The 22,929-nt window shown below is 71.9% G+C and carries 26 protein-coding genes; 5 read left to right on the top strand and 21 right to left on the bottom strand.

Annotated elements, in window-relative coordinates; translation table 11 throughout:
- The first annotated feature begins 46 nt into the window (after positions 1-46).
- From ACFWPA_RS07120 to ACFWPA_RS07105, 4 genes are read left to right on the top strand one after another with little or no spacing between them, the layout of a single operon-like run.
- Entirely contained in the window at positions 47-451 is a 405-nt protein-coding gene (locus tag ACFWPA_RS07120) for a molybdopterin-binding protein (RefSeq protein WP_378569913.1), read from the top strand.
- A complete protein-coding gene (gene modA, locus ACFWPA_RS07115; protein WP_378569912.1) occupies positions 448-1,236 on the top strand; it encodes a molybdate ABC transporter substrate-binding protein in 789 nt (262 codons plus the stop codon). Before ACFWPA_RS07120 ends, modA begins: the two co-directional genes overlap by 4 nt.
- The gene (locus tag ACFWPA_RS07110) at positions 1,233-2,051 is read left to right on the top strand and encodes an ABC transporter permease (protein ID WP_378569911.1); all 819 of its coding nucleotides are present in this window, start codon (positions 1,233-1,235) and stop codon (positions 2,049-2,051) included. The genes modA and ACFWPA_RS07110 overlap by 4 nt, the downstream gene beginning before the upstream one ends.
- Positions 2,048-3,142 carry a sulfate/molybdate ABC transporter ATP-binding protein gene (locus ACFWPA_RS07105; RefSeq protein WP_378569910.1) on the top strand — a complete coding sequence of 365 codons (1,095 nt, stop codon included), beginning with the start codon at positions 2,048-2,050 and terminating at the stop codon, positions 3,140-3,142. Before ACFWPA_RS07110 ends, ACFWPA_RS07105 begins: the two co-directional genes overlap by 4 nt.
- Positions 3,143-3,204: 62 nt before the next feature.
- Here the strand turns inward: ACFWPA_RS07105 and ACFWPA_RS07100 are convergent, their stop codons facing one another.
- From ACFWPA_RS07100 to ACFWPA_RS07030, 15 genes are all read right to left on the bottom strand, one after another.
- Complete coding sequence (locus tag ACFWPA_RS07100) at positions 3,205-4,356, bottom strand: PQQ-dependent sugar dehydrogenase (RefSeq protein WP_378569909.1); 1,152 nt, start codon at positions 4,354-4,356, stop codon at positions 3,205-3,207.
- A gap of 111 nt (positions 4,357-4,467) precedes the next feature.
- Positions 4,468-5,916, bottom strand: coding sequence for a flavin-containing monooxygenase (locus tag ACFWPA_RS07095; protein ID WP_378569908.1), 1,449 nt, complete (start codon positions 5,914-5,916; stop codon positions 4,468-4,470).
- A gap of 90 nt (positions 5,917-6,006) precedes the next feature.
- Positions 6,007-8,199 carry a heavy metal translocating P-type ATPase gene (locus tag ACFWPA_RS07090; RefSeq protein WP_378508250.1) on the bottom strand — a complete coding sequence of 731 codons (2,193 nt, stop codon included), beginning with the start codon at positions 8,197-8,199 and terminating at the stop codon, positions 6,007-6,009.
- Positions 8,196-8,399 (bottom strand): heavy-metal-associated domain-containing protein, encoded by a 204-nt coding sequence (locus ACFWPA_RS07085; protein ID WP_378508251.1) that lies wholly within the window; start codon positions 8,397-8,399, stop codon positions 8,196-8,198. Before ACFWPA_RS07085 ends, ACFWPA_RS07090 begins: the two co-directional genes overlap by 4 nt.
- 13 nt (positions 8,400-8,412) lie before the next feature.
- Positions 8,413-8,694 carry a metal-sensitive transcriptional regulator gene (locus tag ACFWPA_RS07080; protein WP_378508252.1) on the bottom strand — a complete coding sequence of 94 codons (282 nt, stop codon included), beginning with the start codon at positions 8,692-8,694 and terminating at the stop codon, positions 8,413-8,415.
- Positions 8,695-8,735: 41 nt separating this feature from the next.
- Positions 8,736-8,966 carry a hypothetical protein gene (locus tag ACFWPA_RS07075; protein WP_378508253.1) on the bottom strand — a complete coding sequence of 77 codons (231 nt, stop codon included), beginning with the start codon at positions 8,964-8,966 and terminating at the stop codon, positions 8,736-8,738.
- Complete coding sequence (locus ACFWPA_RS07070; protein ID WP_378508254.1) at positions 8,963-9,433, bottom strand: hypothetical protein; 471 nt, start codon at positions 9,431-9,433, stop codon at positions 8,963-8,965. Before ACFWPA_RS07070 ends, ACFWPA_RS07075 begins: the two co-directional genes overlap by 4 nt.
- Complete coding sequence (locus tag ACFWPA_RS07065; RefSeq protein ID WP_378508255.1) at positions 9,426-9,857, bottom strand: hypothetical protein; 432 nt, start codon at positions 9,855-9,857, stop codon at positions 9,426-9,428. Before ACFWPA_RS07065 ends, ACFWPA_RS07070 begins: the two co-directional genes overlap by 8 nt.
- Positions 9,854-10,333 (bottom strand): hypothetical protein, encoded by a 480-nt coding sequence (locus ACFWPA_RS07060; protein ID WP_378508256.1) that lies wholly within the window; start codon positions 10,331-10,333, stop codon positions 9,854-9,856. The genes ACFWPA_RS07065 and ACFWPA_RS07060 overlap by 4 nt, the downstream gene beginning before the upstream one ends.
- Before the next feature lie 131 nt (positions 10,334-10,464).
- Positions 10,465-11,448 carry a porphobilinogen synthase gene (gene hemB, locus ACFWPA_RS07055; protein WP_378508257.1) on the bottom strand — a complete coding sequence of 328 codons (984 nt, stop codon included), beginning with the start codon at positions 11,446-11,448 and terminating at the stop codon, positions 10,465-10,467.
- Between the two features lie 78 nt (positions 11,449-11,526).
- Entirely contained in the window at positions 11,527-13,098 is a 1,572-nt protein-coding gene (locus ACFWPA_RS07050) for a uroporphyrinogen-III synthase (RefSeq protein WP_378508258.1), read from the bottom strand.
- Positions 13,099-13,215: 117 nt separating this feature from the next.
- Positions 13,216-14,211 (bottom strand): hydroxymethylbilane synthase, encoded by a 996-nt coding sequence (gene hemC / locus ACFWPA_RS07045; RefSeq protein WP_378508259.1) that lies wholly within the window; start codon positions 14,209-14,211, stop codon positions 13,216-13,218.
- Positions 14,208-15,626 (bottom strand): glutamyl-tRNA reductase, encoded by a 1,419-nt coding sequence (locus tag ACFWPA_RS07040; RefSeq protein WP_378508260.1) that lies wholly within the window; start codon positions 15,624-15,626, stop codon positions 14,208-14,210. Before ACFWPA_RS07040 ends, hemC begins: the two co-directional genes overlap by 4 nt.
- Positions 15,623-16,480 (bottom strand): redox-sensing transcriptional repressor Rex, encoded by an 858-nt coding sequence (locus ACFWPA_RS07035; protein WP_378508261.1) that lies wholly within the window; start codon positions 16,478-16,480, stop codon positions 15,623-15,625. Before ACFWPA_RS07035 ends, ACFWPA_RS07040 begins: the two co-directional genes overlap by 4 nt.
- Before the next feature lie 151 nt (positions 16,481-16,631).
- Positions 16,632-16,898, bottom strand: coding sequence for a glutaredoxin family protein (locus tag ACFWPA_RS07030; RefSeq protein ID WP_378508262.1), 267 nt, complete (start codon positions 16,896-16,898; stop codon positions 16,632-16,634).
- Positions 16,899-17,037: 139 nt separating this feature from the next.
- On the opposite strand from ACFWPA_RS07030, the gene ACFWPA_RS07025 reads away from it, so the two are divergent.
- Positions 17,038-18,018 carry an HAD family hydrolase gene (locus ACFWPA_RS07025; RefSeq protein ID WP_378508263.1) on the top strand — a complete coding sequence of 327 codons (981 nt, stop codon included), beginning with the start codon at positions 17,038-17,040 and terminating at the stop codon, positions 18,016-18,018.
- Between the two features lies 1 nt (position 18,019).
- Here ACFWPA_RS07025 and ACFWPA_RS07020 read toward each other — a convergent pair whose 3' ends face one another.
- From ACFWPA_RS07020 to ACFWPA_RS06995, 6 genes are all read right to left on the bottom strand, one after another.
- Complete coding sequence (locus tag ACFWPA_RS07020; protein WP_378569907.1) at positions 18,020-19,042, bottom strand: lysophospholipid acyltransferase family protein; 1,023 nt, start codon at positions 19,040-19,042, stop codon at positions 18,020-18,022.
- Positions 19,039-20,112, bottom strand: a complete 1,074-nt coding sequence (locus ACFWPA_RS07015) for an NAD-dependent epimerase/dehydratase family protein (RefSeq protein WP_378569906.1) — start codon at positions 20,110-20,112, stop codon at positions 19,039-19,041. Before ACFWPA_RS07015 ends, ACFWPA_RS07020 begins: the two co-directional genes overlap by 4 nt.
- A gap of 246 nt (positions 20,113-20,358) precedes the next feature.
- Positions 20,359-20,460: a 30S ribosomal protein bS22 gene (locus tag ACFWPA_RS07010; RefSeq protein WP_003402602.1), complete on the bottom strand. Its 102-nt coding sequence runs from the start codon at positions 20,458-20,460 to the stop codon at positions 20,359-20,361.
- A 192-nt stretch (positions 20,461-20,652) separates the two neighbouring features.
- Entirely contained in the window at positions 20,653-20,886 is a 234-nt protein-coding gene (locus ACFWPA_RS07005) for a helix-turn-helix domain-containing protein (protein ID WP_378508266.1), read from the bottom strand.
- 126 nt (positions 20,887-21,012) lie between these two features.
- Positions 21,013-21,828 (bottom strand): pyrroline-5-carboxylate reductase, encoded by an 816-nt coding sequence (gene proC / locus ACFWPA_RS07000; RefSeq protein ID WP_378508267.1) that lies wholly within the window; start codon positions 21,826-21,828, stop codon positions 21,013-21,015.
- Positions 21,829-21,870: 42 nt separating this feature from the next.
- A complete protein-coding gene (locus tag ACFWPA_RS06995) occupies positions 21,871-22,728 on the bottom strand; it encodes a thioesterase family protein (RefSeq protein ID WP_378569905.1) in 858 nt (285 codons plus the stop codon).
- Positions 22,729-22,929: the final 201 nt, after the last annotated feature.

The following is a 22,929-nucleotide window of genomic DNA, read 5'->3' as shown; positions in this document are numbered from 1 at the left end:
ATCATCGACTCCGACCCGCATCTGCGGATCAGAATCGGGAGGGGCCATGACGACGATCCGCATCCGGGAGGCCGCGGGCCTGCTCGGCGTCAGCGACGACACCGTCCGGCGGTGGATCGACAGCGGCGCGCTGCCCGCATCGAAGGACGACTCGGGACGCAAGGTCGTCGACGGGAAGGTGCTCGCCGAGTTCGCGGTCGACCACGCCACTTCCCCGCCCGACCCCCTCGGATCCGGCAGCTCGGCCCGCAACCGATTCGTCGGCCTGGTCACCAAGGTCACCACCGACACGGTGATGGCCGAGGTGCAGATGCAGTGCGGCCCATTCACGGTCGTCTCGCTGATGAGCAGCGCGTCGGTCCGCAGCCTCGGGCTCGAACCCGGCTCGATCGCGGTCGCGATGGTCAAGGCCACCACCGTCATCGTCGAAACCCCGGAGGGCACCTCGTGAGCCACCACCGCCGCGCCCCGACGGCCCTGGCGGCGGCCGCGGCCACCGTCGCCCTTGCCGCCGGGTGCTCGACGTCGACGGCGGACGAGGTGGCACCGGCCACCGACGGGGCGGTGCGCGGCGACCTCACCGTCTTCGCGGCGGCGTCCCTGACGTCGACATTCACCGAACTCGGTGCGATGTTCGAGTCGGCGCATCCGGGGACGTCGGTGCGGTTCAACTTCGCCGGGTCGTCGGACCTGGTCGCCCAGATCCGGCAGGGTGCGCCCGCCGACGTGTTCGCCTCCGCCGACACCACCAACATGACCCGGGCCGGGAACCTGGTCGCCGGCACGCCCACCGACTTCGCCAGCAACACCCTGACCATCGTCACCCCACCCGGAAACCCCGCGCGGATCACCTCGTTCGCGGATCTCGCCGATCCCGACCTGCAGGTCGTGGTGTGCGCGCCTCAGGTGCCGTGCGGCGCCGCGACCGACAAGGTCGAGCAGGCAGGCGGAATCACCCTGACCCCGGTCAGCGAGGAGTCGTCGGTGACCGACGTGCTCGGCAAGGTGCTCTCGGGTCAGGCCGACGCCGGCCTGGTGTACCGCACGGACGCCGCCGGTGCCGGGGACCGGGTGACCGAGGTGCCGTTCCCGGAATCGGCTGGCGCGGTGAACACCTACCCGATCGCGGCGGTGTCGACGTCCGACAACCCCGCGGCGGCCGCCGCGTTCGTTTCCCTGGTGACCGGACCCGAGGGCCGGGAAGTGCTGTCCGGGGCGGGATTCGACGCACCGTGAGGCTCGGGGCAGCGCACGACCCGGACGGGCGGGTACGCATCGGCCTGCCCGGCTGGGCGTACCTGCCCGCCGCCGTCGCCACCGTGTTCCTGACCCTGCCGTTGGTCGCGGTGCTCCTCGAGATCGACTGGGGTAGCTTCCTGTCCCTCGTCACCTCCGAATCGGCCAGGGTCGCGTTGCTGCTCAGCCTGAAGACCGCGAGCGTGAGTACCGTCGTGTGCGTGCTACTCGGCGTCCCGCTGGCACTGGTGCTGGCGCGGGGCCGGTTCCGCGGCCGGGCCGCGCTGCGGTCACTGGTACTGCTGCCGCTGGTGCTGCCCCCGGTCGTCGGCGGCATCGCCCTGCTATACACGTTCGGTCGCGCCGGGCTGCTTGGCGGGCACCTCGAGGCGCTCGGCATCCGAATCGCGTTCTCCACCACCGCCGTCGTGCTCGCGCAAACGTTCGTCTCCCTCCCGTTCCTGGTGGTCAGCCTCGAGGGCGCGCTGCGGGTCGCGGGACGCCGGTACGAGGAGGTGGCCGCGACGCTCGGCGCCCGTCCGACGACGGTGCTGCGCCGGGTGACGCTGCCGCTGGTGTTGCCGGGGCTCGCGTCGGGCGCCGTCCTCGCGTTCGCGCGGGCGCTGGGCGAGTTCGGTGCGACGATCACCTTCGCCGGGTCGCTGCAGGGCGTCACCCGGACCCTGCCGTTGGAGATCTACCTGCAGCGCGAGACCGACCCGCAGGCCGCGGTCGCGCTGTCGCTGCTCCTGATCGTCGCCGCCGCCGTAATCGTGTTGCTGACGCATCGCAACCGGTCGTCGGGGTTCGGGTGAGCGCGCTCCGGGTCCGGGCCCGGCTGACGCGGCGCGACACCGAGTTCGACGTCGCGCTCGCCGACGGCGAGGTGCTGGCGGTCCTCGGCCCGAACGGCGCGGGCAAGTCCACCCTGCTCGGCCTCGTCGCGGGTCTGCTGCACCCGGACACCGGCACCGTCACGCTCGGCGACCGGACCCTCACCGACACCGCGGCCGGGGTGTTCGTGCCCCCGCACGACCGGGGTGTCGCGTTGCTGTCCCAGCAGGCCCTGCTGTTCCCGCACCTGACGGCCGCGGCGAACGTCGCGTTCGCGCCGCGCAGCCGCGGAATGTCCCGGCGCGCGGCGCGGGAGATCGCCACCCACTGGCTGCGGGAGGTGGACGCCCTCGACCTCGCGGACCGCCGCCCGTCGCAGCTGTCGGGCGGGCAGGCGCAGCGGATCGCGCTGGCGCGGGCGCTGGCCGCCGATCCGACACTGCTGCTGCTCGACGAGCCGATGGCCGCCCTGGACGTGGCCGTCGCGCCCGTCCTGCGCCGGCTGCTGCGCCGGATTCTGCGGGAGCAGCACCGGACCGCGGTGGTCGTCACCCACGACCTGCTCGATGCGCTCGCCCTCGCCGACCGGGTACTCGTCGTCGAATCCGGTCGGGTGGTCGAAACCGGAACGGTCCGTGCGGTTCTCACCGCGCCGCGCAGCCCGTTCGCGGCCCGGATCGCCGGGGTCAACCTGGTCGGGGGCACGATGCGCGACGCGGACCATCTGGTGACGTCGTGGGGTGTCACGGTGTCCGGGGCAGCCGAGAATGCGCAGCCGCCCGGCGCCGGTGCGGCCGCGGTCGCGCTGTTCCCGCCGTCCGCGGTCGCCGTGCACACCGAACCCCCACATGCCAGCCCCCGCAACGTCTTCGCGGTCACGATCGCGGAACTGGACGTGCACGGGTCCACGGTCCGGGTCCGCGCCGCCGACCACCCCGACGGCAGCATCGGGCTCGCCGCGGACGTCACCCCCGCCGCGGTCGCCGACCTCGACCTCGCGCCCGGGCGCGCGGTGTGGTTCGCGGTCAAGGCGCAGGAGGTGTCGCTGCTGCCCGCCCTCCCCCGGCATTGAATGGGGGTTCATGCGTCACCCCCCGCACGGAAGTGACACATGAACCCCCATTCAACGGGCGATCAGGTGGCGGGCGTGATGCGCAGAATCCGGTCGTCTGAGCCGTTGTCGGTGGTGACCAGCAGCGCGCCGTCCGGCGCGAGGAGCGCCGTCCGCAGCCTGCCGAACTGCCCGTCCAGCAGGGCGGTTTCGTCGGTGACGGTGCGGCCATCCTCGGACAGCCGCAGCAGCACCAGCTTCTCGCCCTGCTGACTGGTGACCACGAGCGCCCCGGACCAGTCGCCCCAGGCCGGACCGTCCAGAAACGTCCCACCCGGGGTCGCGATGGTCGGGTAGCCCGAACTCCACACCGCGGCAAGCGCTCCCGGCACCCGCTCCGGGTCGGTCATCGGCACGTCCTCGTCGTAGCCGGACCCGGACCGGTCCGGCCGCCACCCGTAGTTCCCGCCCGGGTGCAGCAGGTTCACCTCGTCGTCCAGGTGGGTGCCCTGCTCGATCGAATACACCCGACCCGTCCCGGGCTGCAGCGCCAGGCCCTGCACGTTGCGGTGCCCCAACGTGTACACCGGACTGACCGGATCGGGGTTCCCCGCCGCTGGCGAACCGTCGAGGTTGATGCGTAACACCTTCCCGCCCAACGATGTCGGATCCTGCGGCACCGTTGCGGACTTGCTGTCGCCGGTGCCGATGTACAGGGCCCCGTCCGGGTGCAGCAGCAGCCGGCAGCCGCTGTGCCTGCCGTCGTCGGACACCGGGAGACCGGTGAGCACGTCGGCGCCGCGGGTCAGCGTGGTCCAGCCCGGGTCGACGGTCCAGGACACCACCCGCACGTCTCGCCGGTCCGCACCGCGATGCCCCTGGCAGGTGTAGACGGTGCGGTCGTCGGGGAAGTCGCGGGACAACGTCAGGCCCATCAGCCCGGTCTCCCGCAGCACGTGCAGGTCGGCCAGGTCCGCCGCCAGCTCACCGGTGCTGCCGTCGGGCCGCCGCACCACGAACCGTCCGGACCGCTCGCCGGTCAGGACGGCGCCGTCCGGGGCCACCGCCAGGTCCCACGGATGGTCGAGGTCGCCCAGCAGCGTCGACACCTCGACGGCGGGCGGCGGGACCGAGGTCGGCGACCGCGGCGGAATCGGATTCGGCGCCTCGGGCGCGGAGCAGGCGACCAGCGCCGCGCACACCGCGGCGACCACGCCGACCCTCAACCTCTGCACGCCCGGACCTCCCAGCGATGACAGACCGCTCTCACCGTACCGCCCCCCACCACCCGTTGAATGGGGGTTCATGCGTCATCCGCCGCCCGGAACCGACACATGAACCCCCATTCAACGCGGCAGGAGGTGGGTCAGGTGGTAGTCGGCGAGGGACACCCGGCGGGTGCGCCATCGGTACCGCCAGGAGGAGCCCGGCCACAGCGCATGGTTGACGCCGCGTCCATCGAGGTACCAGCTGGCGCAGCCACCGGTGCTCCACACCGCCCCCGACAGCCTGCGCTGCACGTCGTCGTGCGAGGCGTCCTGCACCCGTTCCCGGACCTCGAGTGCGGCGGCGCCTGCCCGTTCGACCGCGACCATCGCGTCCTGCACGTACCGGATCTGGGACTCGATCATGAACAGCACCGAATTGTGCCCGAGTCCGGTGTTCGGCCCGGACAGCAGGAACAGGTTGGGGAGGCCAGCGACGGCGATCCCGAGGTGCGCGCGAACACCGCGCTCCTGCCATCGCTGCTGCAGGGTGACGCCGTCCCTGCCGACGAGCGGTAGCCGCCCCAGCGCGCCAGCGACCCGGAATCCGGTGGCGTACACCAGGACCTCCGCGGCCCGTCGGGTGCCGTCCGCGGTCACGACGCCGTCCGGGACGATGCGGTCGATCGGCGTCGTGACGACCTCGACGCCGCGCCCGGTCAGCGCGGGGAAGTAGCTGTCGGAGTGCAAGATCCGTTTGCATCCGATGCGATGCTGTGGAGTGAGCATCCTTCGCAGCGCGGGGTCGGGCACTTGGCGGCGCAGGTGTCGCAGCGCCCGCCGGTGCAGCGCCGACGCCACCGGGCCCGGCCCGGCGAATGCGGGAACGCGGGCCTCGGCCCGCCAGTACTCGGCGGTCCGCGCAAGCCTGCGCAGGCGGGGCGGTCGCGCTCCTCGCGCCGGAAGGATCCAGGCCGGGGTGCGCTGATAGAGGTGCAGTTCGGCGGCCCGTGCCGCGATCTCGGGGACCACCTGGACGGCGGAGGCGCCGGTGCCGATCACCGCGACCCGCTTGCCGTCGAGGGCGACCCCATGATCCCAGGCCGCGGTGTGGAATGCCGACCCGGCGAACGTCTCCGCGCCCGGGATGCGGGGCAGCCGAGGGACATTGAGCGCACCGGTCGCGACGACGAGATACCGGGCGGCGTAGCGGCGTCCACCGTCGGTGGTGACGCGCCAGCATGCCCCCGCCTCGTCCCAGTGCCCCTCCGCGACCCGCGCGCCGAACGAGATGCGGTCGCGGAATCCGGCGGCGACGCCGCGGAGGTAGCCGAGGATCTCCGGTTGCGCTGCCCGCGCCGTGGTCCAACCGTCCCCGGGCGCGAAGGAATAGGAGTACTGCACGGACGGGATGTCGCAGGCGCATCCCGGGTAGGTGTTGTCCCGCCAGGTGCCCCCGACGCCAGCACCCTGTTCCAGGACCAGGAAGTCCCGGTCGCCAGCGCGGTCCAACGCGGCGGCCATCCCGAGCCCGGCGAACCCGGCCCCGACGATCAGCACCCGCACCGTCCGCACATCATCGCTTGTCACGCCCACACTTGAACAGTGTTCAAGCAATCCTTCGCAAAGGCAAATTCACTCCGTGACTGTGCGTGATTTTTACCCCGATCGGGGTAAAAATCACGCACGGGCGGCGAAGCCGCGCAGGCGGAGGCTGTTGGTCACCACGAACACCGACGAGGCCGCCATCGCTGCACCCGCGATCATCGGGTTGAGCAGGCCGAACGCGGCGAGCGGCAGGGCGGCGACGTTGTAGGCGAACGCCCAGAACAGGTTGCCCCGGATGGTGTTCAGCGTCGCGCGGGACAGCCGGATGGCCTGCGGAACCGCAAGCAGGTCGCCGCGCACCAGGGTGAGGTCCGCGGCCTCGATGGCGGCATCGGTGCCGGTGCCCATCGCCAGCCCGACGTCGGCGGTCGCCAACGCGGCGGCGTCGTTGACACCGTCCCCGACCATCGCGACGGCCCGCCCCTCGGCCTGCAGCCGCGCAACGACGGCGGCCTTCTCGTCCGGCAGCACCCCGGCGACGACCTCGTCGATGCCCACCTCGGCCGCGACCCGTCGCGCCACCGCCGCATCGTCGCCGGTGAGCAGGACCGGCGTCATCCCGAGCGCCCGCATCCGCGCGACCGCCTCCGCACTGGTCGGCTTCACCGCGTCGACAACGGTGATCGCGCCGCGGACCGCGCCGCCCCATATCACCGCGACCGTGGTGTCCCCCGACCCAAACGCCCCGGCCAGCTCCGGCGGCACCGGGTGCTCCGGCGTGCCGACCGCGACCCGGACTCCGTCGACGGTGCCGACGACACCGCGTCCGGGCCGGTTCGCGAAGTCCGTCACCGGGCCCGCGTGCGGTCCGGCGATCGCCCGCGCCACCGGATGCTCGGACGCGGATTCGACGGCCGCCGCACGCGCCGACACCAGGCCGGGGTCGACCCCGTCCGCGGCAAGCACCCGCCCGACCGCCATGACGCCGGTGGTGACGGTGCCGGTCTTGTCGAGCACGATGGTATCGATGCGGCGGGTCTGCTCAAGCACCTCGGGGCCGCGGATGAGGATGCCGAGCTGCGCGCCACGGCCGGTTCCGACGAGAAGTGCGGTGGGCGTTGCCAGCCCGAGCGCGCACGGGCACGCAACGATGAGCACGGCGACGGCGGCGGTGAACGCCTCCGTCGCGCCGTGTCCGGTCACCAGCCAGCCGGCCAGGGTCACGGCCGCGAGCACCAGCACGGCCGGAACGAATACCGACGAGACGCGGTCGGCCAGCCGCGCGACGGCGGCCTTGCCGTTCTGCGCCTCGGTGACGAGCGTCGCGATGTGCGCGAGTTGCGTGTCCGCGCCGACCTTCTCGGCCCGCACCACCAGCAGACCGTCGGTGTCGACGGTGCCGCCGATCACCGCGTCGCCCCGGCCGACATCGACCGGCACCGACTCGCCCGTGATCGTCGACGCGTCCACGGCGGCGCTGCCGCGGACCACGACCCCGTCGGTGGCGATCCGCTCGCCGGGCCGCACCACGAACAGGTCGCCGACCCGCAGCTGCTGCACCGGGATTCGCGTTTCGGCGGCGCCGTGGGTGTCCACCCCGCCCGCGAGGACCGCGACGTCCTTGGCGCCGACATCGAGCAGCGACCGCAGCGCGGCGCCCGCCCGCCGTTTGGCCTTCGCCTCGGCGTACCGTCCGGCGAGCAGGAACACCGTCACCGCGGCCGCGGTCTCGAGGTAAATCTGGCCGGCGGGGTCGTGCGCGCCGAGCCGGAAGGTGAACTCGTGGGTCATCCCGACGTGGCCCGCGGTGCCGAACACCAGGGCCCACACCGACCAAGCGTAGGCGGCGAGGGTGCCGAGCGAGACGAGGGAGTCCATTGTGGCTGCGCGGTGCCGAGCGTTGGTCAGCGCCGCACGGTGGAACGGGTAGCCGCCCCAGAAGACGATGAGCGTGGTGAGCGCGAGACACACCCACTGCCAGTAGTCGAACTGCAGCGCGGGGACCATCGACAGCGCAACGACCGGCACCGCGGCGGTCGCTGACCCGGCGAGACGGACACCGAGGGAGTCGGAGGGCGCGGGGGTCGGTTCCGGCCGGTCGGGGACCGCCGCGGCGGTGTAGCCCGCGGCCTCCACCGCGGCGACCAGGTCGGCGACCGACACGGCGGCGGTGTGGGTGACGTGCGCGCGCTCGGTCGCGAAGTTCACCGTCGCGGTGACGCCGTCGAGCTTGCCGAGCTTGCGCTCGATGCGATTGGCACAGGACGCGCAGGTCATCCCGCCGATGTCGAGGTCGACACCGTCCTCCCGGAGGTCGGCGCTCACGGCGCCAGCTCGTATCCCGCCTCTTCGACGGCCGCGGCGACGGCTGCCCGGTCGAGCGGGGTCTCGCTGGTGACGTCGACGCGACCGCTGTCCAGATCGACGGCGACGGCGGTCACGCCCGCGATCTCCGAGACCTCCTCGGTGACCGACGCGACGCAGTGCTGGCAGGTCATGCCGGTGACGGTGTAGGCGCTCTGCACGACGGTTCCCTTCCTATGACTTGACGAGGCGGGCGATGGCGTCGGACGCCTCCTTGACCTTGGCGTCGGCCTCCGGTCCGCCCCGCTTCGCGGCCTCGACAACGCAGTGCGAGAGGTGCTCGTCGAGCAGCTTGAGCGAGACCGACTGCAGCGCACTGGTCACTGCGGACACCTGGGTGAGGATGTCGATGCAGTAGCGGTCGTCGTCGACCATCCGCGAGATGCCCGCGACCTGACCCTCGATGCGGCGCAGCCGCTTGAGCAGGGCTTCCTTCTCGGGCGTGTATCCGTTCATGCCCATAGCATACCCCCCTTGGGTATTTTCCGCCAGGGTGGCTAGCCGCGCTGCCGCCACAGGTCGAGCAGCGCCAACCCGGCGACGATCACCGCAACGGTCGCGCCGCCGATCCACGGCCCGGAGTAGTGCGTCGACGTGAACTCCGGCGCGCCGTCGACGACCGGGCCGAACGTCGACGACGTCACCCCGCGCAGCCAGCACAGCACCGCGACGACCGCCGCGACCACCGCGGCCGACCCCGCCGCGACGGCCCGGACCCGACCGGTCATCCTTCGCTCCCCTCGTGCGGCACCGCCGCCTCCAGTACCGACCGCAGCCCCTCGCCGTCCCGCGCCCAGGCCCGCACCAGCCGGTCGTCCGTGAGCCGCAACCCGATCCCGGTCCGGCGTCGCGGTACCCCCGACAGCTCGCCGAGCGGCGGCGCCGTCTCCCACGGCTGCAGGTCGTCGGCGTACGGGTCCGCATCGGGTAGCACCTCGGCGATGTCGGCGAGGGCGAGGGTCTCGGTGCCACACCGCAGCGTGGTGGGGGTGACCTCGACGCTCGCGTGGGTGCGGGCCGCCTTGACCTGCACCCACACCAGGGCGGCGAGCAGGACCGCGAACAGGCTGAGCCCCGCGACGTGCACCCCTGCCCCGATGAACAGGTCGCCGATCAGCACGATCAGGCACAGCAGCGGGCCAAGCGCCACCGTGCGCCACCGCCCCCCTGGCTCGACGAAGGGGGCCTCAGCCACGAACGAACCAGTCACGCGCGGACGGCAGGTACACCAGGATCGACGCGATGACGAGGCCGATCGCGGTCATCAGCGTCGGTGCCTGGCCGACACCGACCGCGGTCGACAGCACCTGGATCAGCGTGTACACCGCGCTCAGGGCGACGGCCGCCCGCCGGAACCGCGGATCCCCCGCGCGAACGGGTCCGGCGAGGAATCCGATCGCGACGCCGACCGCGCCCGCCAGTGCGCCGGATCCGCGCAGCAACCCGACCAGCGCATCAACGTCGCCGGGGTCCGCGCCGTTCGCCAGCAGTTGGTCCCGCACCGCGTCCCCGGACGCCGTCAACGCAAGCAGACCGAACAGCACCAGCAGCGCCGCGCACGCCAGCCACAGCCAGTACGCGATGGCGACCTGCTGTGGCCGAGTCTCCCGCCCGCTCATCGCGGCGCGATACCGGGCAGGAAGTACCGGTTCGAGTCCGCGCGGTGCATCAGCACGATCGCCCCGACCACGAGCACCGCCTGCAGGATTCCCGCGCCGCCCGCGATCATCACGGCCGCACCGCCCCCGCCGAGCCCGAACAGGACGGGGATCGCCATGAACACCATCAGCACGCCCGCCATCGTCACCAGCATGCGGGCCCAGTTGCGCCCGGCCCGCATCTTGAACACGAACAGCAGATACAGCGCGGTGATCCCGAGTCCGATCAGCCCGGTCAGTCCGAGCCCGACGATCATCAGCGAGTCCGCGGTGTCCCGGCCGATCTGCACCGACGCATCCTGCGCCGCGACGTCGCGCAGCAACTGGTCGACGTAGGTCTCGCGGTCGGCGTAGACGGCGCACAGCGAGGCGATCATGTTCAGCACGCCGAGGGCCGCGACCGCGCAGAGCAACTGGAACGCGGTCACCACGTCCACCGGCGGCTCCGGCCGCTGGGGTGGGCCGACCGGTGGGGGGCCGTACTGGGCGGGCGGCCACGGTGCACCGGGCGGCGGGCCCGGCGGCGGCGGGCCCTGCGGCGGCGGGCCCTGCGGCGATCCCGGGGCCGTCACAACCGGCCCGCCACGTCGCTGGCCCAATAGGTAAGCACGATGTCGGCACCGGCCCGCCGGATGCTCAGCAGCGATTCCATGATCGCGGCGTCCCGGTCGATCCAACCCCGCTCCGCGGCCGCGGTGATCATCGAATACTCGCCCGAGATCTGGTAGGCGGCAACGGGAACCGTCGACATGTCGGCGACCTCGCGGAGCACGTCGAGATAGCTCATCGCTGGCTTGACCATCACGATGTCGGCGCCCTCCTCTAGGTCGAGGTCCACCTCACGCAGGGACTCGCGGCGGTTCGCCGGATCCTGCTGATAGGTGCGGCGGTCACCGTCGAGGGTGGAGCCGACGGCCTCCCGGAACGGACCGTAGAACGCGGACGCATACTTCGTCGCGTACGCCAGGATGCCGGTGTCGAGGTGCCCGGCGGCGTCGAGCCCCTCACGGATCGCGGCGACCTGGCCGTCCATCATCCCGCTCGGGCCGAGCAGGTGTGCACCCGACTCCGCCTGCGCAACTGCCATGTCCACGTACCGGGCCAGGGTCGCATCGTTGTCGACGGTGCCAGCTCCGCCGTCGGCGGTCAGCACACCGCAGTGTCCGTGCGAGGTGAACTCGTCGAGGCAGGTGTCCGCCATCAGGACGGTGGCGTCACCGAGCTCGTCCCGCAGCGCCCGCAGTCCGCGGTTGAGGATGCCGTCGGGATCAATCGCGCCCGACCCCTCCGCGTCCTTGTCCTCGGGTCGCGGCACCCCGAATAGCATCAGCCCACCGACCCCGGCGGCAACCGCCTCGGTCGCCGCGGCGCGCAGCGAGTCCAGGGTGTGCTGGTACACCCCGGGCATCGACGAGATCTCCCGCGGCGTGTCGATACCGTCGGCCACGAACATCGGCAGCACCAGATGCCGTGGCTCCAGGGAGGTTTCGGCGACCAGTCGACGCAGCGCGGCGGTGCCACGCAGGCGTCGGGGTCGTTCGGCCGGGAACAAGGGAGGTGCCTCCTTCGTCGGGCCCGTGAGCCCTTTTGGCCCGCGACGGGGCCATAAGGACTCACGGGCGCGTAGCGCCTATCGCCTGCGGGACTTCTTGCGGGGCGGCGGCAGCGCACCCTCGGCGCGGAGTCGGGCCGCATGCTCGGCGAGCGCCTCGACCAGCGGACCGATCTGTGCCGTCTCCGGCTGCACATCCACCCGAAGGCCGAACTCGATCGCGGTCTCCGCGGTCTTCGGTCCGATACACGCGACGATGGTGCGCGCGTGCGGCTTCCCGGCGATGCCGACCAGGTTCCGGACCGTCGACGAGGAGGTGAAGCACACCGCGTCGAAGCCGCCGGTCTTGATCATCTCGCGGGTCTCGGCCGGCGGCGGCGCCGCCCGCACGGTCCGGTACGCGGTGACGTCGTCGATCTCCCAGCCGCGCTGCCGCAGCCCCTCGGCGAGGGTTTCCGTCGCGATGTCCGCGCGCGGCAGCAGCACCCGGTTGACCGGGTCGAAGACGTCGTCGTACGGGGCGAACTCGGCCAACAGCCCCTCGGAGGACTGCTCCCCCGCGGGCACCAGTTCCGGGTTGATCCCGAAGCTGCGCACCTTGTCCGCGGTGGCCTGACCGACGCACGCGATCTTCACCCCGGAGAACGCGCGGGCGTCGAGCCCGAACTCCTCGAACTTCTCCCACACCGCGCGAACCGCGTTGGTGGAGGTGAACACCACCCACTGGTAGCGGCCGTCGACCAGGCCCTTGACCGCGCGTTCCATCTGCGCGGGACTGCGCGGCGGCTCGACCGCGATCGTCGGGACCTCGATCGGGATGGCGCCGTGGGTGACCAGCCGGTCGCTCATGTCGCCCGCCTGATCCTTGGTCCGCGGCACCAGCACGGTCCAGCCGTACAGGGCCCGCGACTCCCACCACGACATCTTGTTGCGGTGCGTGACGACCTTGCCGACCGTGACGATCAGCGACCCGACCAGTTCCGAGCCCGCCTCGTTCAGCGTCGCGAGGGTCGCCTCCACGGTGCGCTGCTGACGGGTGGTGCCGCGCACGGTGATCGCGGCGGGGGTCTGCGGGGCGAGGCCATGTTCGACGAGCGCGCTCGCCGTCTCCGCCAGGTGCGTTGCACCCGCGTGCAGGACCAGCGGCCCCGGCGCCGCGGCCAGCGCCGCCCAGTCGACCTCGCCGCGCACGTCGGCCTCCGTGTGCCCGGACCCGAGTGCCATGCCCGCGTAGCTCGGCACCGCCGAGCCGGACGGCAGGCCCGGCAGGATCTCGAACACGACCTGGGTACGGGCGACGGCGTTGACCTCGGCGATCACCGAGTCGGTGGTCAGCGGGTCCCCGGAGACGAGGCGCACCACGTCGTGCCCGGCCTTCGCCTCGTGCACCAGGGTCTTCGCGACCTCGGCGGGCTCGCCGAGTGCCGGTCGCACCTCCGAGAGCGGGTGCTCCGGATCCTCCTCCACGCCCTTGACGTGCAGCGCGGTGCCGACCAGCGCGGTCACCCCCTTGTCGACGTCGGGGTCGGTGAACGCGAGCGTCGCATGGGCGAGGACATCGCGGGCGCGGACCGTGAGCAGGGCGGGGTCTCCAGGGCCCGATCCCACGAACAGGATCCGTCCGGGGGTGTTCTTTCGGACTCGGCTCATCGGTTGTTCTCCAGTGCGTTCAAAATGCCGGTGTTCGGGCGTGGTGCGGTCGGGGCGGTGGCGGGCGGGTCGATGCGCGGTGGTCGCGCGCACCGTTTCGACCGCCACGGGGTCGGGTCAGTCATCGGCGGCACCGTCCCTCTCGGCGGCCACCATCAACTCGCGCGCACCGAGGTCGAGAAGTTCCCTGGCGACCGCGCGCCCCAACTCCTCGGCGCGGTCGGGCGATCCGACGGCGGACGCGCGGATCGAATCCGACCCGTCCACCGCGGCCGCGCAGCCGCGCACCGACAGCTCGTCGATGACCCGGCCGTCGTCGTCGAGGGACTCGACGACCTCGGCGATCGCGCCGACCGGGGCGGTGCACCCGGCCTCGAGTTCCGCCAGCAGCGCCCGTTCGGCGACGACGGCGGCGCGGGTGGCCGCGTCGTCGAGTTCGGCAAGCACCGCGACCAGGTCGGGGTTGTCCGCGCGGCATTCGACGGCCAGCGCCCCCTGCGACGGCGCGGGCAGCATCTGCACCGGCTCCAGCGACTCGGTGATCACGTCCAGCCGCCCGATCCGCGAGAGCCCGGCGCGCGCGATCACGATCGCGTCCAGCTCACCGGACTCGACCTTGCCGATCCGGGTGTCGATGTTGCCGCGCAGCGGCTGGATGTCCAGTCCGAGGCCCAGCGCCCGCAGTTGAGCGCGGCGGCGCGGCGCGGACGTCCCCACCTTCGACCCCGGCGGCAGCTCGCCGAGCACCAGCCCGTCGCGGGCGACGAGCGCGTCCCGCGGGTCCTCCCGCGGCGGCACCGCGGCGACCACCAGGTCGGCGGGCTGCGCCGTCGGCAGATCCTTGTACGAGTGCACCGCGACGTCGACGTCGCCAGCGAGCAGCGCCTCGCGCAGTTCCGCGACGAAGACCCCGACCCCGATGCGCTGCACCGGTCCGGCGGTGACGTCGCCCTTCGTCGTGATGACCACCAGCTCCGCCGGATGCCCCGCCGCGATCAACGCGTCCCGAACGGTCCCGGCCTGGGTGGTGGCGAGCAGGCTGCCGCGGGTACCGATGCGCAGGGTCCTGCGGGACGCCTCGGTACCGGGCGCCACGGGTGCTGCCGCGTTCATTCCTGCATTCCCTTCCACCACGTCACCGCGTCCTCGTCACGCCGTTCGGCGGTGACGTTGTCGGCGAGTTCGACTGCCCGGATCTCCATCGGCGAGGCGACTGCCTGGGCGCTGCCCGGAGCCAGCTCGAACAGTTCGCGCAGCGCGGCCGCGTAGGCGTCGCCGCCCGGCGTCGTCGCGAGCTGCTTGACCCGCACGGTCGGGGCATGCAGCAGCTTGTCCACCACCCGGCGCACCGTGCGCGCCACCTCGTCGCGCTGCGGATCGTCGAGGCCGGGCAGGCGCGACTCGAGTCGGAGCAGTTCGCCCTCGACCACCTCGGCGGCGCGCTGCCGCAGCGCCGTCACCGTCGGGGTGACCTCCGCGAGCCGCTGCCCGGCCAGATAGGTGGCCAGTTCGCCTGCGACGATCTCGCGGGCGGCGTCGGCGTCCGCGGCCGCGGCACCGGCGCCGGGGTCCGCCTTCATCGTCGCGATGTCGAGAAGCGCCACCCCCGGCAGTCCGGCGACCGCGGGTTCGACGTCCCGCGGCAGCCCGAGGTCGCAGATCACCAGCGGGCGCTGCGCGGCGTTGCGGGCGGCGAGCGCAAGGTGGGCGTCGGCGAGGGTGACGACGGCGCCGACCGCGCCGGTGCAGGCGACCAGCACGTCCGCCTCCGCCAGCGCGGGCGCCAGGTCGGACAGCGCAACCACGTCGGCGGCGACGCCAGCCGCGCGCACGGTGTCGGCGAGTCGCTCGGCGCGTTCGCGGGTGCGGTTGGCGACGACGATCCGGCCGATGCCTGCCCTGGTCAGGTGCGCGACGGACAGCCCGCCCATCGACCCGGCGCCGACGACCATCGCGGTCCGGCCCGCCAACCCGGTGCCCGTCGCATCCGCCGCGGCCAGGATCGAGCCCGCGCGGTCCAGCGCCACCGACACGACGGAGGCACCGGCGCGGTCGATCCCGGTCTCCGAGTGCACCCGCTTGCCGACCCGCAGTGCCTGCTGCGCCAGCTCGTGCAGCACCCGGCCGGCCGCGTTCTGCGCGTCGGACACCGCGTACGCGGTCCGGATCTGGCCGAGGATCTGCTGCTCGCCGATCACCATCGAGTCCAGGCCGCTGGCGACCGCGAACAGGTGCTCGGCCGCGGCCTCGCTGTACCGCACGTAGGCGTGCTTGGTGAAGTCGTTCAGGTCGAGCCCGGAATGCGCGGCGACCACGTCCCCGACGTCCGCGAGGGCGCCGTGGAAGGCGTCGACGACCGCGTAGATCTCCACCCGGTTGCACGTCGAGACGATCATCGTCTCCGAGACGTGCGGGGAGGCAAGCAACTTGTCGATCAGCTTCGGCCGATCGGTGTCCGCGACGGCAACCCGCTCGAGGACGGAGACGGGAGCGCTGCGATGCGAAATCCCGACCAGGAGAACACTCACGGTGCGATCACCGATCCATTCCTTGTCGATCCCAGGTCTTTCGAAGTCGAGCGGGCCGCGCGACGCGGCGCCCCGCCCCCGAGCGCGACGGCCGCATGCTCACCGTCGGTCCTGCGGGCGCTGCGGAAGGAGAGCACCTGCATCTCCACCGCGAGATCCACCCTGCGGATCTCCACGTGCGGGGGCAACTCCAGCGGCGCCGACGCGAAGCTGAGGATGCACCGGACGCCCGCGTCGACGAGGCCGTCGCAGACCCGCTGCGCGGCGTCGTCCGGGGTGGCAACGACCCCGATCGTCGCCTCGAGTTCCCGGCACGCCGCCTCGAGTTCGGCGACGTCCCGCACGATCAGGCCGTCGATCTCGGTGCCGATCCGGTCCGGGCTGCTGTCGAACAGGCCAACCATCGTGAAGCCGCGGCGGCCGAAGCCGCCGTACCGGGCCAGCGCCTGCCCCAGGTTCCCGACCCCGACCAGCACCACCCGGTGCCCCTGGTCGAGTCCGAGCGCGGCCTCGATGCGGGCCCGCAGCCGGGTCACGTCGTAGCCGACGCCGCGGACCCCGTTCGGGCCGAGGAACGACAGGTCCTTGCGGAGCATGGACGAGCCGACGCCGGCGGCGGTGGCGAGTTCCTCGCTGGACACGATGTGGGTGCCCGCGTCGGTCATCACGCCGAGCACCCGCAGGTAGGTCGCGAGCCGGGTGACGGTCGCCTGCGGCAGATCCTTCACCTCGGCCCGCGGCGCGGCGGTCTCAGCTGCTGCCGCACCGGCGGCGGTGGTCGAAGCGGCGGTGGTCGAATCAGCCCCGGAGGCGCCACGGGCGGAGAACCCATGCGACTGGTGCTGTTCGCTCACTTCGGTGGCTCCTCGTCCGGCCATGCACACGACCGGAGTTCACATTGATCCGGGGGGACGTTCTCACCCACGGTAACTGCTTGTGAAGCCCTGCACAAAGTTGCTCAACCGGCCGCGACCTGCACAGCGACCGGATGTCCGGGCGAGCCCTTCACCCTCGGATTGTCAAATCCGAACGCAGTCGAACCTCGTCGACCTCCCAGTAGCTGTGTTCGCGGCCGTCCAACAGCACGACCGGAAGACGATCGCCATACTCGGCGCGGAGTTCCGGATCTCGGCCCGCCGCCTCGTCGACGTCGACGGTTTCGAGGAGAATGCCGAATTCCTCACACAACGGCACCAACCGGTCGTGAGCAACGACACACGAGCCGCAGCCGGCTCGGGTCAGCAGGGTGATGGTGTGGGTCGAGGCCGTCATGACGTCCACCTTGCCACCGCGACGGCCCGGATGACCGGAGACGGACATCACACGGGGTGCGCCTGCGGCTCCGTCTTCGCGGTGCCCGCTCAGGGCTGGGGATAGGGTTACCCCGGATTGCCAACCACGGGAGGTGCGTGTGCCTGGGCTGACAGGGCCGACCGGTGCAAGACCGGGTGCCGGGTGGTCCCGCGTGCGCCGCCGGTGGCGCAACCCGCTGGGTCCCACCGATTCGCAGCTGCGGGCCAATCTCGCGGGTGAGGCCAGCGCCGACGCCGCCCTCGCCCTGCACGAGGCCGAATCGGCCGCCGACCTTGGGGCGGCCGACGCGGCGGGCGAACCGGCGATCTCCAGGGATCTCACCGCCGCGGCCTTCTTCGACGTCGACAACACGATGGTGCAGGGCGCCTCGATCATCCACTTCGCCCGCGGGCTCGCCGCCCGCAAGTACATCTCCCTCGGGGACATGGCCGGATTCGGCTGGCAGCAGCTCAAGTTCCGGGTGACCGGCAAGGAGAACAGCGACGACGTCGCGTCCGGCAAGGAGAAGGCGCTCGCGTTCATCGCGGGCCGCGAGACCGCGGAGTTCAGCCGCCTCGGCGAGGAGATCTACGACCAGCTGATCGCCGACAAGATTTGGCCGGGCACCCGGGCGCTCGCGCAGATGCACCTCGACGCGGGCCAGCAGGTGTGGCTGGTCACCGCGACCCCGGTCGAGCTGGCTCAGGTCATCGCGAAGCGTCTCGGCCTCACCGGCGCGCTCGGCACCGTCGTCGAGTCCGAGGAGGGCCGGTTCACCGGCAGGCTCGTCGGCGACATCCTGCACGGCGCGGGCAAGGCGCACGCGGTGCGCACCCTCGCGGTCCGGGAGGGCCTGAACCTCAAACGCTGCACCGCGTATTCGGACAGCCACAACGACGTCCCGATGCTGTCACTGGTCGGCACCGCCGTCGCGATCAACCCGGACGCCGACCTCAAGGAGGTGGCGCGGAACCGGGGCTGGGAGATCCGCGACTACCGGACCGGCCGCAAGGCCGCGAAGGTCGGTGTTCCCACCGCGCTCGCCCTCGGCGCGATCGGCGGCGCCCTCGCCGCCGCCGCGAGCCGAAAGAAGCACTGACCTAGCCGAAGAACACGTTGCGGCGCTGGGCGAGCAGCCGGTACAGCGTCTGCTGGATCGTCTCCCGCACGTGATCGGTCACCTCGAACATCACCATCGGATCCTCCGCGTCGGCGATGTCGTAGGTGTCGGTGCGGATCGGTTCCCCGAACTCGATGTACCACTTCGACGGCAACGGGATCAGCCCGAGCGGACCGAGATGCGGGAACAGGGGCGTGACCGGGAAGTACGGCATGCCGAGCAGTCGCGCGAGCGACTTGAGCTCCCCGATCTTGGGGTAGATCTCCTCGGAACCGACGATCGAGCACGGCACGATCGGGACACCGGTCCGCAGCGCGGCCGACACGAAGCCGCCGCGGCCGAACCGCTGCAGCTTGTAGCGCTCGCTGAACGGTTTGCCTATGCCCTTGAACCCCTCGGGGAAGACCGCGGCGACCTCCCCGCCGCGCAGCAACCGTTCCGCGTCGGCGGTGCAGGCGAGGGTGTGGCCCGCCTTGCGGGCGACGTTCCCGACGACCGGCAGCTCGAACGCCAGGTCGGCGGCGAGCATCCGCAGCGGCCGCCGCGCGGGATGATGGTCGAACAGCGCGACCGAGGTCATCAGCCCGTCGATCGGGACCACCCCGGCGTGGTTCGCGACGACGAGCGCGCCGCCCTCGTCGGGGATGTTCTCGACGCCGCGCACCTCGACCCGGAACCAGGAGTCGAACATCGGACGCAGCAGCGGCAGCCACACGTTCTCGGCGAAGTGCGGGTCGAAACCGAAGTCGTCGACCTGGTAGTCGCCGGTCAGCCTGCGGCGCAGGAACTCGGCGACCGCCACCACCTGATCCGCAACCAGGTCCCGCGCCGCGTCGCGCATCGACGCGGCCAGCGACCCGGGCGCCGCGGCGGGGTGCATGGCGGGAGCCGCCGGATACAGCCGCGTCGGCGGTGACGGTTCGAGCCGGGCCCGCCGGATCTGCCCGCGGGCGGTCCGCGCCGCGTCCCCCCGCAGCGGAATGACCTTGGCGACCTCGTTCATCGTGCCCCCTCGCCGACGCCGACCAACTGCTGAACCGTGGATTCCACCGACCGCACCCAGTCCCTGCTCACGATCGGTCTCGACGCGGAACCGGCGAGCATGTCGTCAAGGGCCTGCAGCGTCGACCGTCGCGGGTCGAAGCCGAGCTCGGTGCGCATCCGGGTGGTGTCGACGCCGCACCCGAAGTGGAAGTAGTCGAGTTGCTCCCGCGTGACGCCGCGGGTGCCCGCCCCCGGCAGCACCCGACCGAGCGTGCCGAGCAGCGGGAACGGCACCGGCACCTCGACCCCGCCCGCCCGACGGATCGCCTGGCTCAGGGTCACCACCCCGTCACCGGCGACGTTGAAGGTGCCCGCAGGCCCGGCGAGCGTCGCGCGTTCGAGCGCGGCGAGCGCGTCCTCCTCGTGCAGCAACTGCATCCGGGCGTCCCGCCCGAGGATGGTGGGCACCACCGGCGACCGCAGGTATCGCGACATCGAACCGTGCAGGTTGGGCCCGATCGGCGGCGCCATCCGCAGCAGCGTGACCGCGAGATCCGGGCGCCGCCGTCCCTGGCCTCGGGCGTACCCCTCGATCTCGATGCTGTCCCGCGCGTAGCTGCCGGAGGGCGGACGCCGAGCGCTCATCTCCTCGCTGAACTTCGCCGGGTCCTTCGCGCTGGAACCGTAGACGGCGGTCGTGGAGCGCACCACCACCTTCCGCACGTCCGGCGACTTCTGACAGGCGGCGAACAGTTGCATGGCGCCGAGGATGTTCATGTCCTTCATCGCGGTGCGACTGCCCGACTTCGGCGGCTTCACCAGGGTCGACGCGTGCACCACCGTGTCCACCCCGGCGCCGCGCAGCACCTTGCCGATCAGCGGATTGCGGATGTCGGCGCGGACGAACTCCGCCCGGCCCATCCGGCGCAGCATGTCCTTGGTCGGCGACCGCGAGTCGACGGCGATGACCCGGTCGATGCCGGGATCCTGGGCCAGGCGCGACACCAGGTACCCGCCAAGGAACCGACTCGCCCCCGTCACCAGCACCACCGACGGATACTGCACGCCACGATCACCTGCCACGACCACCCCTGCCCGTGTCTCGAATCCGTCACCGATCGATCACGTCGAGCGTAGCCGGTCCGGGAGCAGTCGCTCAAAAACTTAACGAGCCCGAAACACCCCGTCCACCTGGCGTTTTGTCGGATTCCCCGGCGCGTGTCATCTGGTTGGACGACCAACTCGGAGCCGGTCCGGGACCCGGAAATGCACGATGCCCGCCACCGGAACGGTGACGGGCATCGCGGGCGTTGGCCCGCTCGGAGACCGAGCGGACTACTTACCGAGTTTCCGGCGCTGCACGCGAGTCCGGCGAAGCAGCTTGCGGTGCTTCTTCTTCGACATGCGCTTGCGTCGCTTCTTGATCACTGAACCCATGGCGGGAGTTCCTCACGTTCTTCTCTAGCGTTCCTGCGCACGCCGGTGACGTACGTGCGTTCTGGTCGGCGCGAACCGACCTGGCGCTGTGCCTCTCGTATCCGCGAGCCCAGCGCCTGACGACACCCGGCTGGCCGGCACGACGATAAGTCATCGTACCGGGACGCCGCGGGCCGTCCGAAACCGGACTCGTCAGCCGGCGTCGAAGTAGGACGTTTCCAGGTAGTCGTGCACCGCCTTCGCGTGCACCCGGAACGACCGTCCGACCCGCACCGCGGGCAGTTCCCCGCTGTGCACCAGTCGGTACACCGTCATTTTCGACACTCGCATCAACGCCGCCACCTCGGCGACGGTGAGGAATTGTGTGCCGCCGAGGGCGGGCTCTTTGTCCGTGCCCGCACCCTTTGGCTTGTCTGTCGACACCATCAGATTGCATACCTCCGGCACGTGTCGCGCCGCCGGCTTCCCCTCCGGCGGAACAGACACGCACGTGCTGCATCCGAGCTTAACGGGACACGTGGGGTTACTGCGACGTGTGTGAGGTATCGAATCTCATTCCGGGCCCGCACCGAGCGCAGCCGAACGCTGCTTCGCGGCCGCGAGCGCGTCGTTGAACGCGGTCCGCACTCCCCCACGCTCGAGTTCCCGGATCGCGGCCGCCGTCGTGCCACCGGGCGAGGTGACGTCCGCCCTCAGCTCGTTCGCGGTGCTGCCCGCCCCGTCCAGCATCGCGGCCGACCCGACCATGGTCTGGACGACGAGCTCGGTCGCGACGGCCCTGGTCAGCCCCAGCCCGACGCCGCCCTCGATCATCGCCTCCGCCACAAGGAAGAAGTACGCGGGCCCGGACCCGGAGACCGCGGTGACCGCGTCGAGCTGCGGCTCGGACACGGTGACCACCTTGCCGACCGCACCGAGGATCTCGCGGACGGTGTCCAGATGCTCGGCGGTTGCGTACCGGCCTGCCGCGATCGCGCTGACCCCCTCACCGACAAGCATCGGGGTGTTCGGCATCACCCGCACCACCGGGAACCCGGCGGGCAGCCTGCTCTCGTACCGGGCCGTCGGGATCCCGGCGGCGAGGCTGACGATCAGCTGGTCGACGTCGCCGTCGAGGTCGATGCTGTTCAGCGCGACCATCACCGCATCGACATCGGCGGGCTTGACCGCGACAACCACGACGTGCGCACCCTCCGCGGCATCGGCGACCGTGGTGGCCCGGATGCCGTACTGGCCCGCCAGTTCCTGGGCGCGCGGCGGGTGCTGCTCGGCGACCACGAGGTCCTTCGGCGCGTGGCCTGCCTTCACCAGTCCCGCGATCAGGGCCTCACCGATCCGGCCGCCACCGATCACTGCGATTCTCGTCATGACCGCAAGCCTGCCACGGGCGAAACGTGGGCCGGCGACCGGTCAGGCCCTCGGCACCATCGCCAGCTGCCTGCTCTGCACGACCACCTGCCCCGCGGAATCGAGGACCAGGTGGTCCTCCTCGAACCAGGCCTCGCCGATGACCTGTGCGCTGGCCATCACCCGCAGCCAGCCCGGCGCAGGGCGACGCCGGAGGTAGGTGGTCAGCTGCACGGTCGGTGCCCACCCGAACATGCCCCGGTTCATCGTCACCGGCGCGCTGATGTCACCGAGCATGATCGCGAACAGGGCGGCGGTGTCCGCGTCGGCCTCGTCCGCGGAGAGCGGCCGCGCCCACATCCGGTTCACCGGGTCGCCGAGTTCCCCGGCAAGGAACCGGGCGGCCGACGGGTCCACCAGCAGTTCGCAGCCCTTGGCGACGTGCACGATCGCGGCCATCGGGTGGTCGGCGGTGATCCGGGCCGCCGCCGCGGTCGGCTCGGCGGGCAGCGCGTCGATCGCGAGCGGCTCCCGGTGCCGGGACGCCGCCTCGTCGGGCACACCGAGCGTGACCGACGCCGACACCACGATCCGGTCGCCCTGCAGCAGATCCACGTCCACCAGGCAGACCTGGCGGCCGCGCTTGCGCACGGTGGTGACGAGGCGGACGTCGCCGGGGTCGGGGGCGGTGAGATAGTTCGCGCTGACCGCCACCGGCTGCATGGCGGCGGCGCCGCCCTCGGCCCGGACGGCGTCCCGCGCGGCCGCCGCACACACCGCCATCATGCAGCCGCCGTGCACCTTGGGTCCGATCGTCCAGATCGGGTCGATGTGTGCGCCGAACGCGCCGTCGCCGAGCGGGGTGAGGGTGGTGAGGTCGGTGAACGGCCGGGTGGAGGTGAGGGTCTTGACCTCGGTCATCTGCGGTCCTTACTTGAATCGGTCGGGGAAGCGCCTTCGGCGCCCGTGGGGGTTTTTAACCCCCCCGGGGGGGCAAAAACAAAAAAATTGGTTAAAAGGGTGTGTCGGGTTGGGGGGGGCGCGGGCGGGGGGGGGGCGGCCCCGGCGCCCCCCGCCCCCCCCCCCGCCGCCCGGGGGCGCCCCAGCCCCCCGGCCGTGAAC

Source organism: Rhodococcus sp. NPDC058505, from assembly GCF_042720095.1.
Taxonomy (GTDB): Bacteria; Actinomycetota; Actinomycetes; order Mycobacteriales; family Mycobacteriaceae; genus Rhodococcus_G.
Note: the sequence above shows the minus strand (reverse complement) of the source record. Positions and strands in the feature narration are given on the sequence as shown.

What these genes read in the sequence shown, in the direction of transcription:
- ACFWPA_RS07120 (WP_378569913.1), top strand. Translation starts at nt 47, where the DNA reads ATGACGACGATCCGCATCCGGGAGGCCGCGGGCCTGCTCGGCGTCAGC.
- ACFWPA_RS07080 (WP_378508252.1), bottom strand. Translation starts at nt 8,694, where the DNA reads ATGAACGGATACACGCCCGAGAAGGAAGCCCTGCTCAAGCGGCTGCGC.
- ACFWPA_RS07075 (WP_378508253.1), bottom strand. Translation starts at nt 8,966, where the DNA reads ATGACCGGTCGGGTCCGGGCCGTCGCGGCGGGGTCGGCCGCGGTGGTC.
- ACFWPA_RS07065 (WP_378508255.1), bottom strand. Translation starts at nt 9,857, where the DNA reads ATGAGCGGGCGGGAGACTCGGCCACAGCAGGTCGCCATCGCGTACTGG.
- ACFWPA_RS07050 (WP_378508258.1), bottom strand. Translation starts at nt 13,098, where the DNA reads ATGAGCCGAGTCCGAAAGAACACCCCCGGACGGATCCTGTTCGTGGGA.
- hemC (WP_378508259.1), bottom strand. Translation starts at nt 14,211, where the DNA reads ATGAACGCGGCAGCACCCGTGGCGCCCGGTACCGAGGCGTCCCGCAGG.
- ACFWPA_RS07030 (WP_378508262.1), bottom strand. Translation starts at nt 16,898, where the DNA reads ATGACGGCCTCGACCCACACCATCACCCTGCTGACCCGAGCCGGCTGC.
- ACFWPA_RS07020 (WP_378569907.1), bottom strand. Translation starts at nt 19,042, where the DNA reads ATGAACGAGGTCGCCAAGGTCATTCCGCTGCGGGGGGACGCGGCGCGG.
- ACFWPA_RS07010 (WP_003402602.1), bottom strand. Translation starts at nt 20,460, where the DNA reads ATGGGTTCAGTGATCAAGAAGCGACGCAAGCGCATGTCGAAGAAGAAG.
- ACFWPA_RS07005 (WP_378508266.1), bottom strand. Translation starts at nt 20,886, where the DNA reads ATGGTGTCGACAGACAAGCCAAAGGGTGCGGGCACGGACAAAGAGCCC.
- proC (WP_378508267.1), bottom strand. Translation starts at nt 21,828, where the DNA reads ATGACGAGAATCGCAGTGATCGGTGGCGGCCGGATCGGTGAGGCCCTG.
- ACFWPA_RS06995 (WP_378569905.1), bottom strand. Translation starts at nt 22,728, where the DNA reads ATGACCGAGGTCAAGACCCTCACCTCCACCCGGCCGTTCACCGACCTC.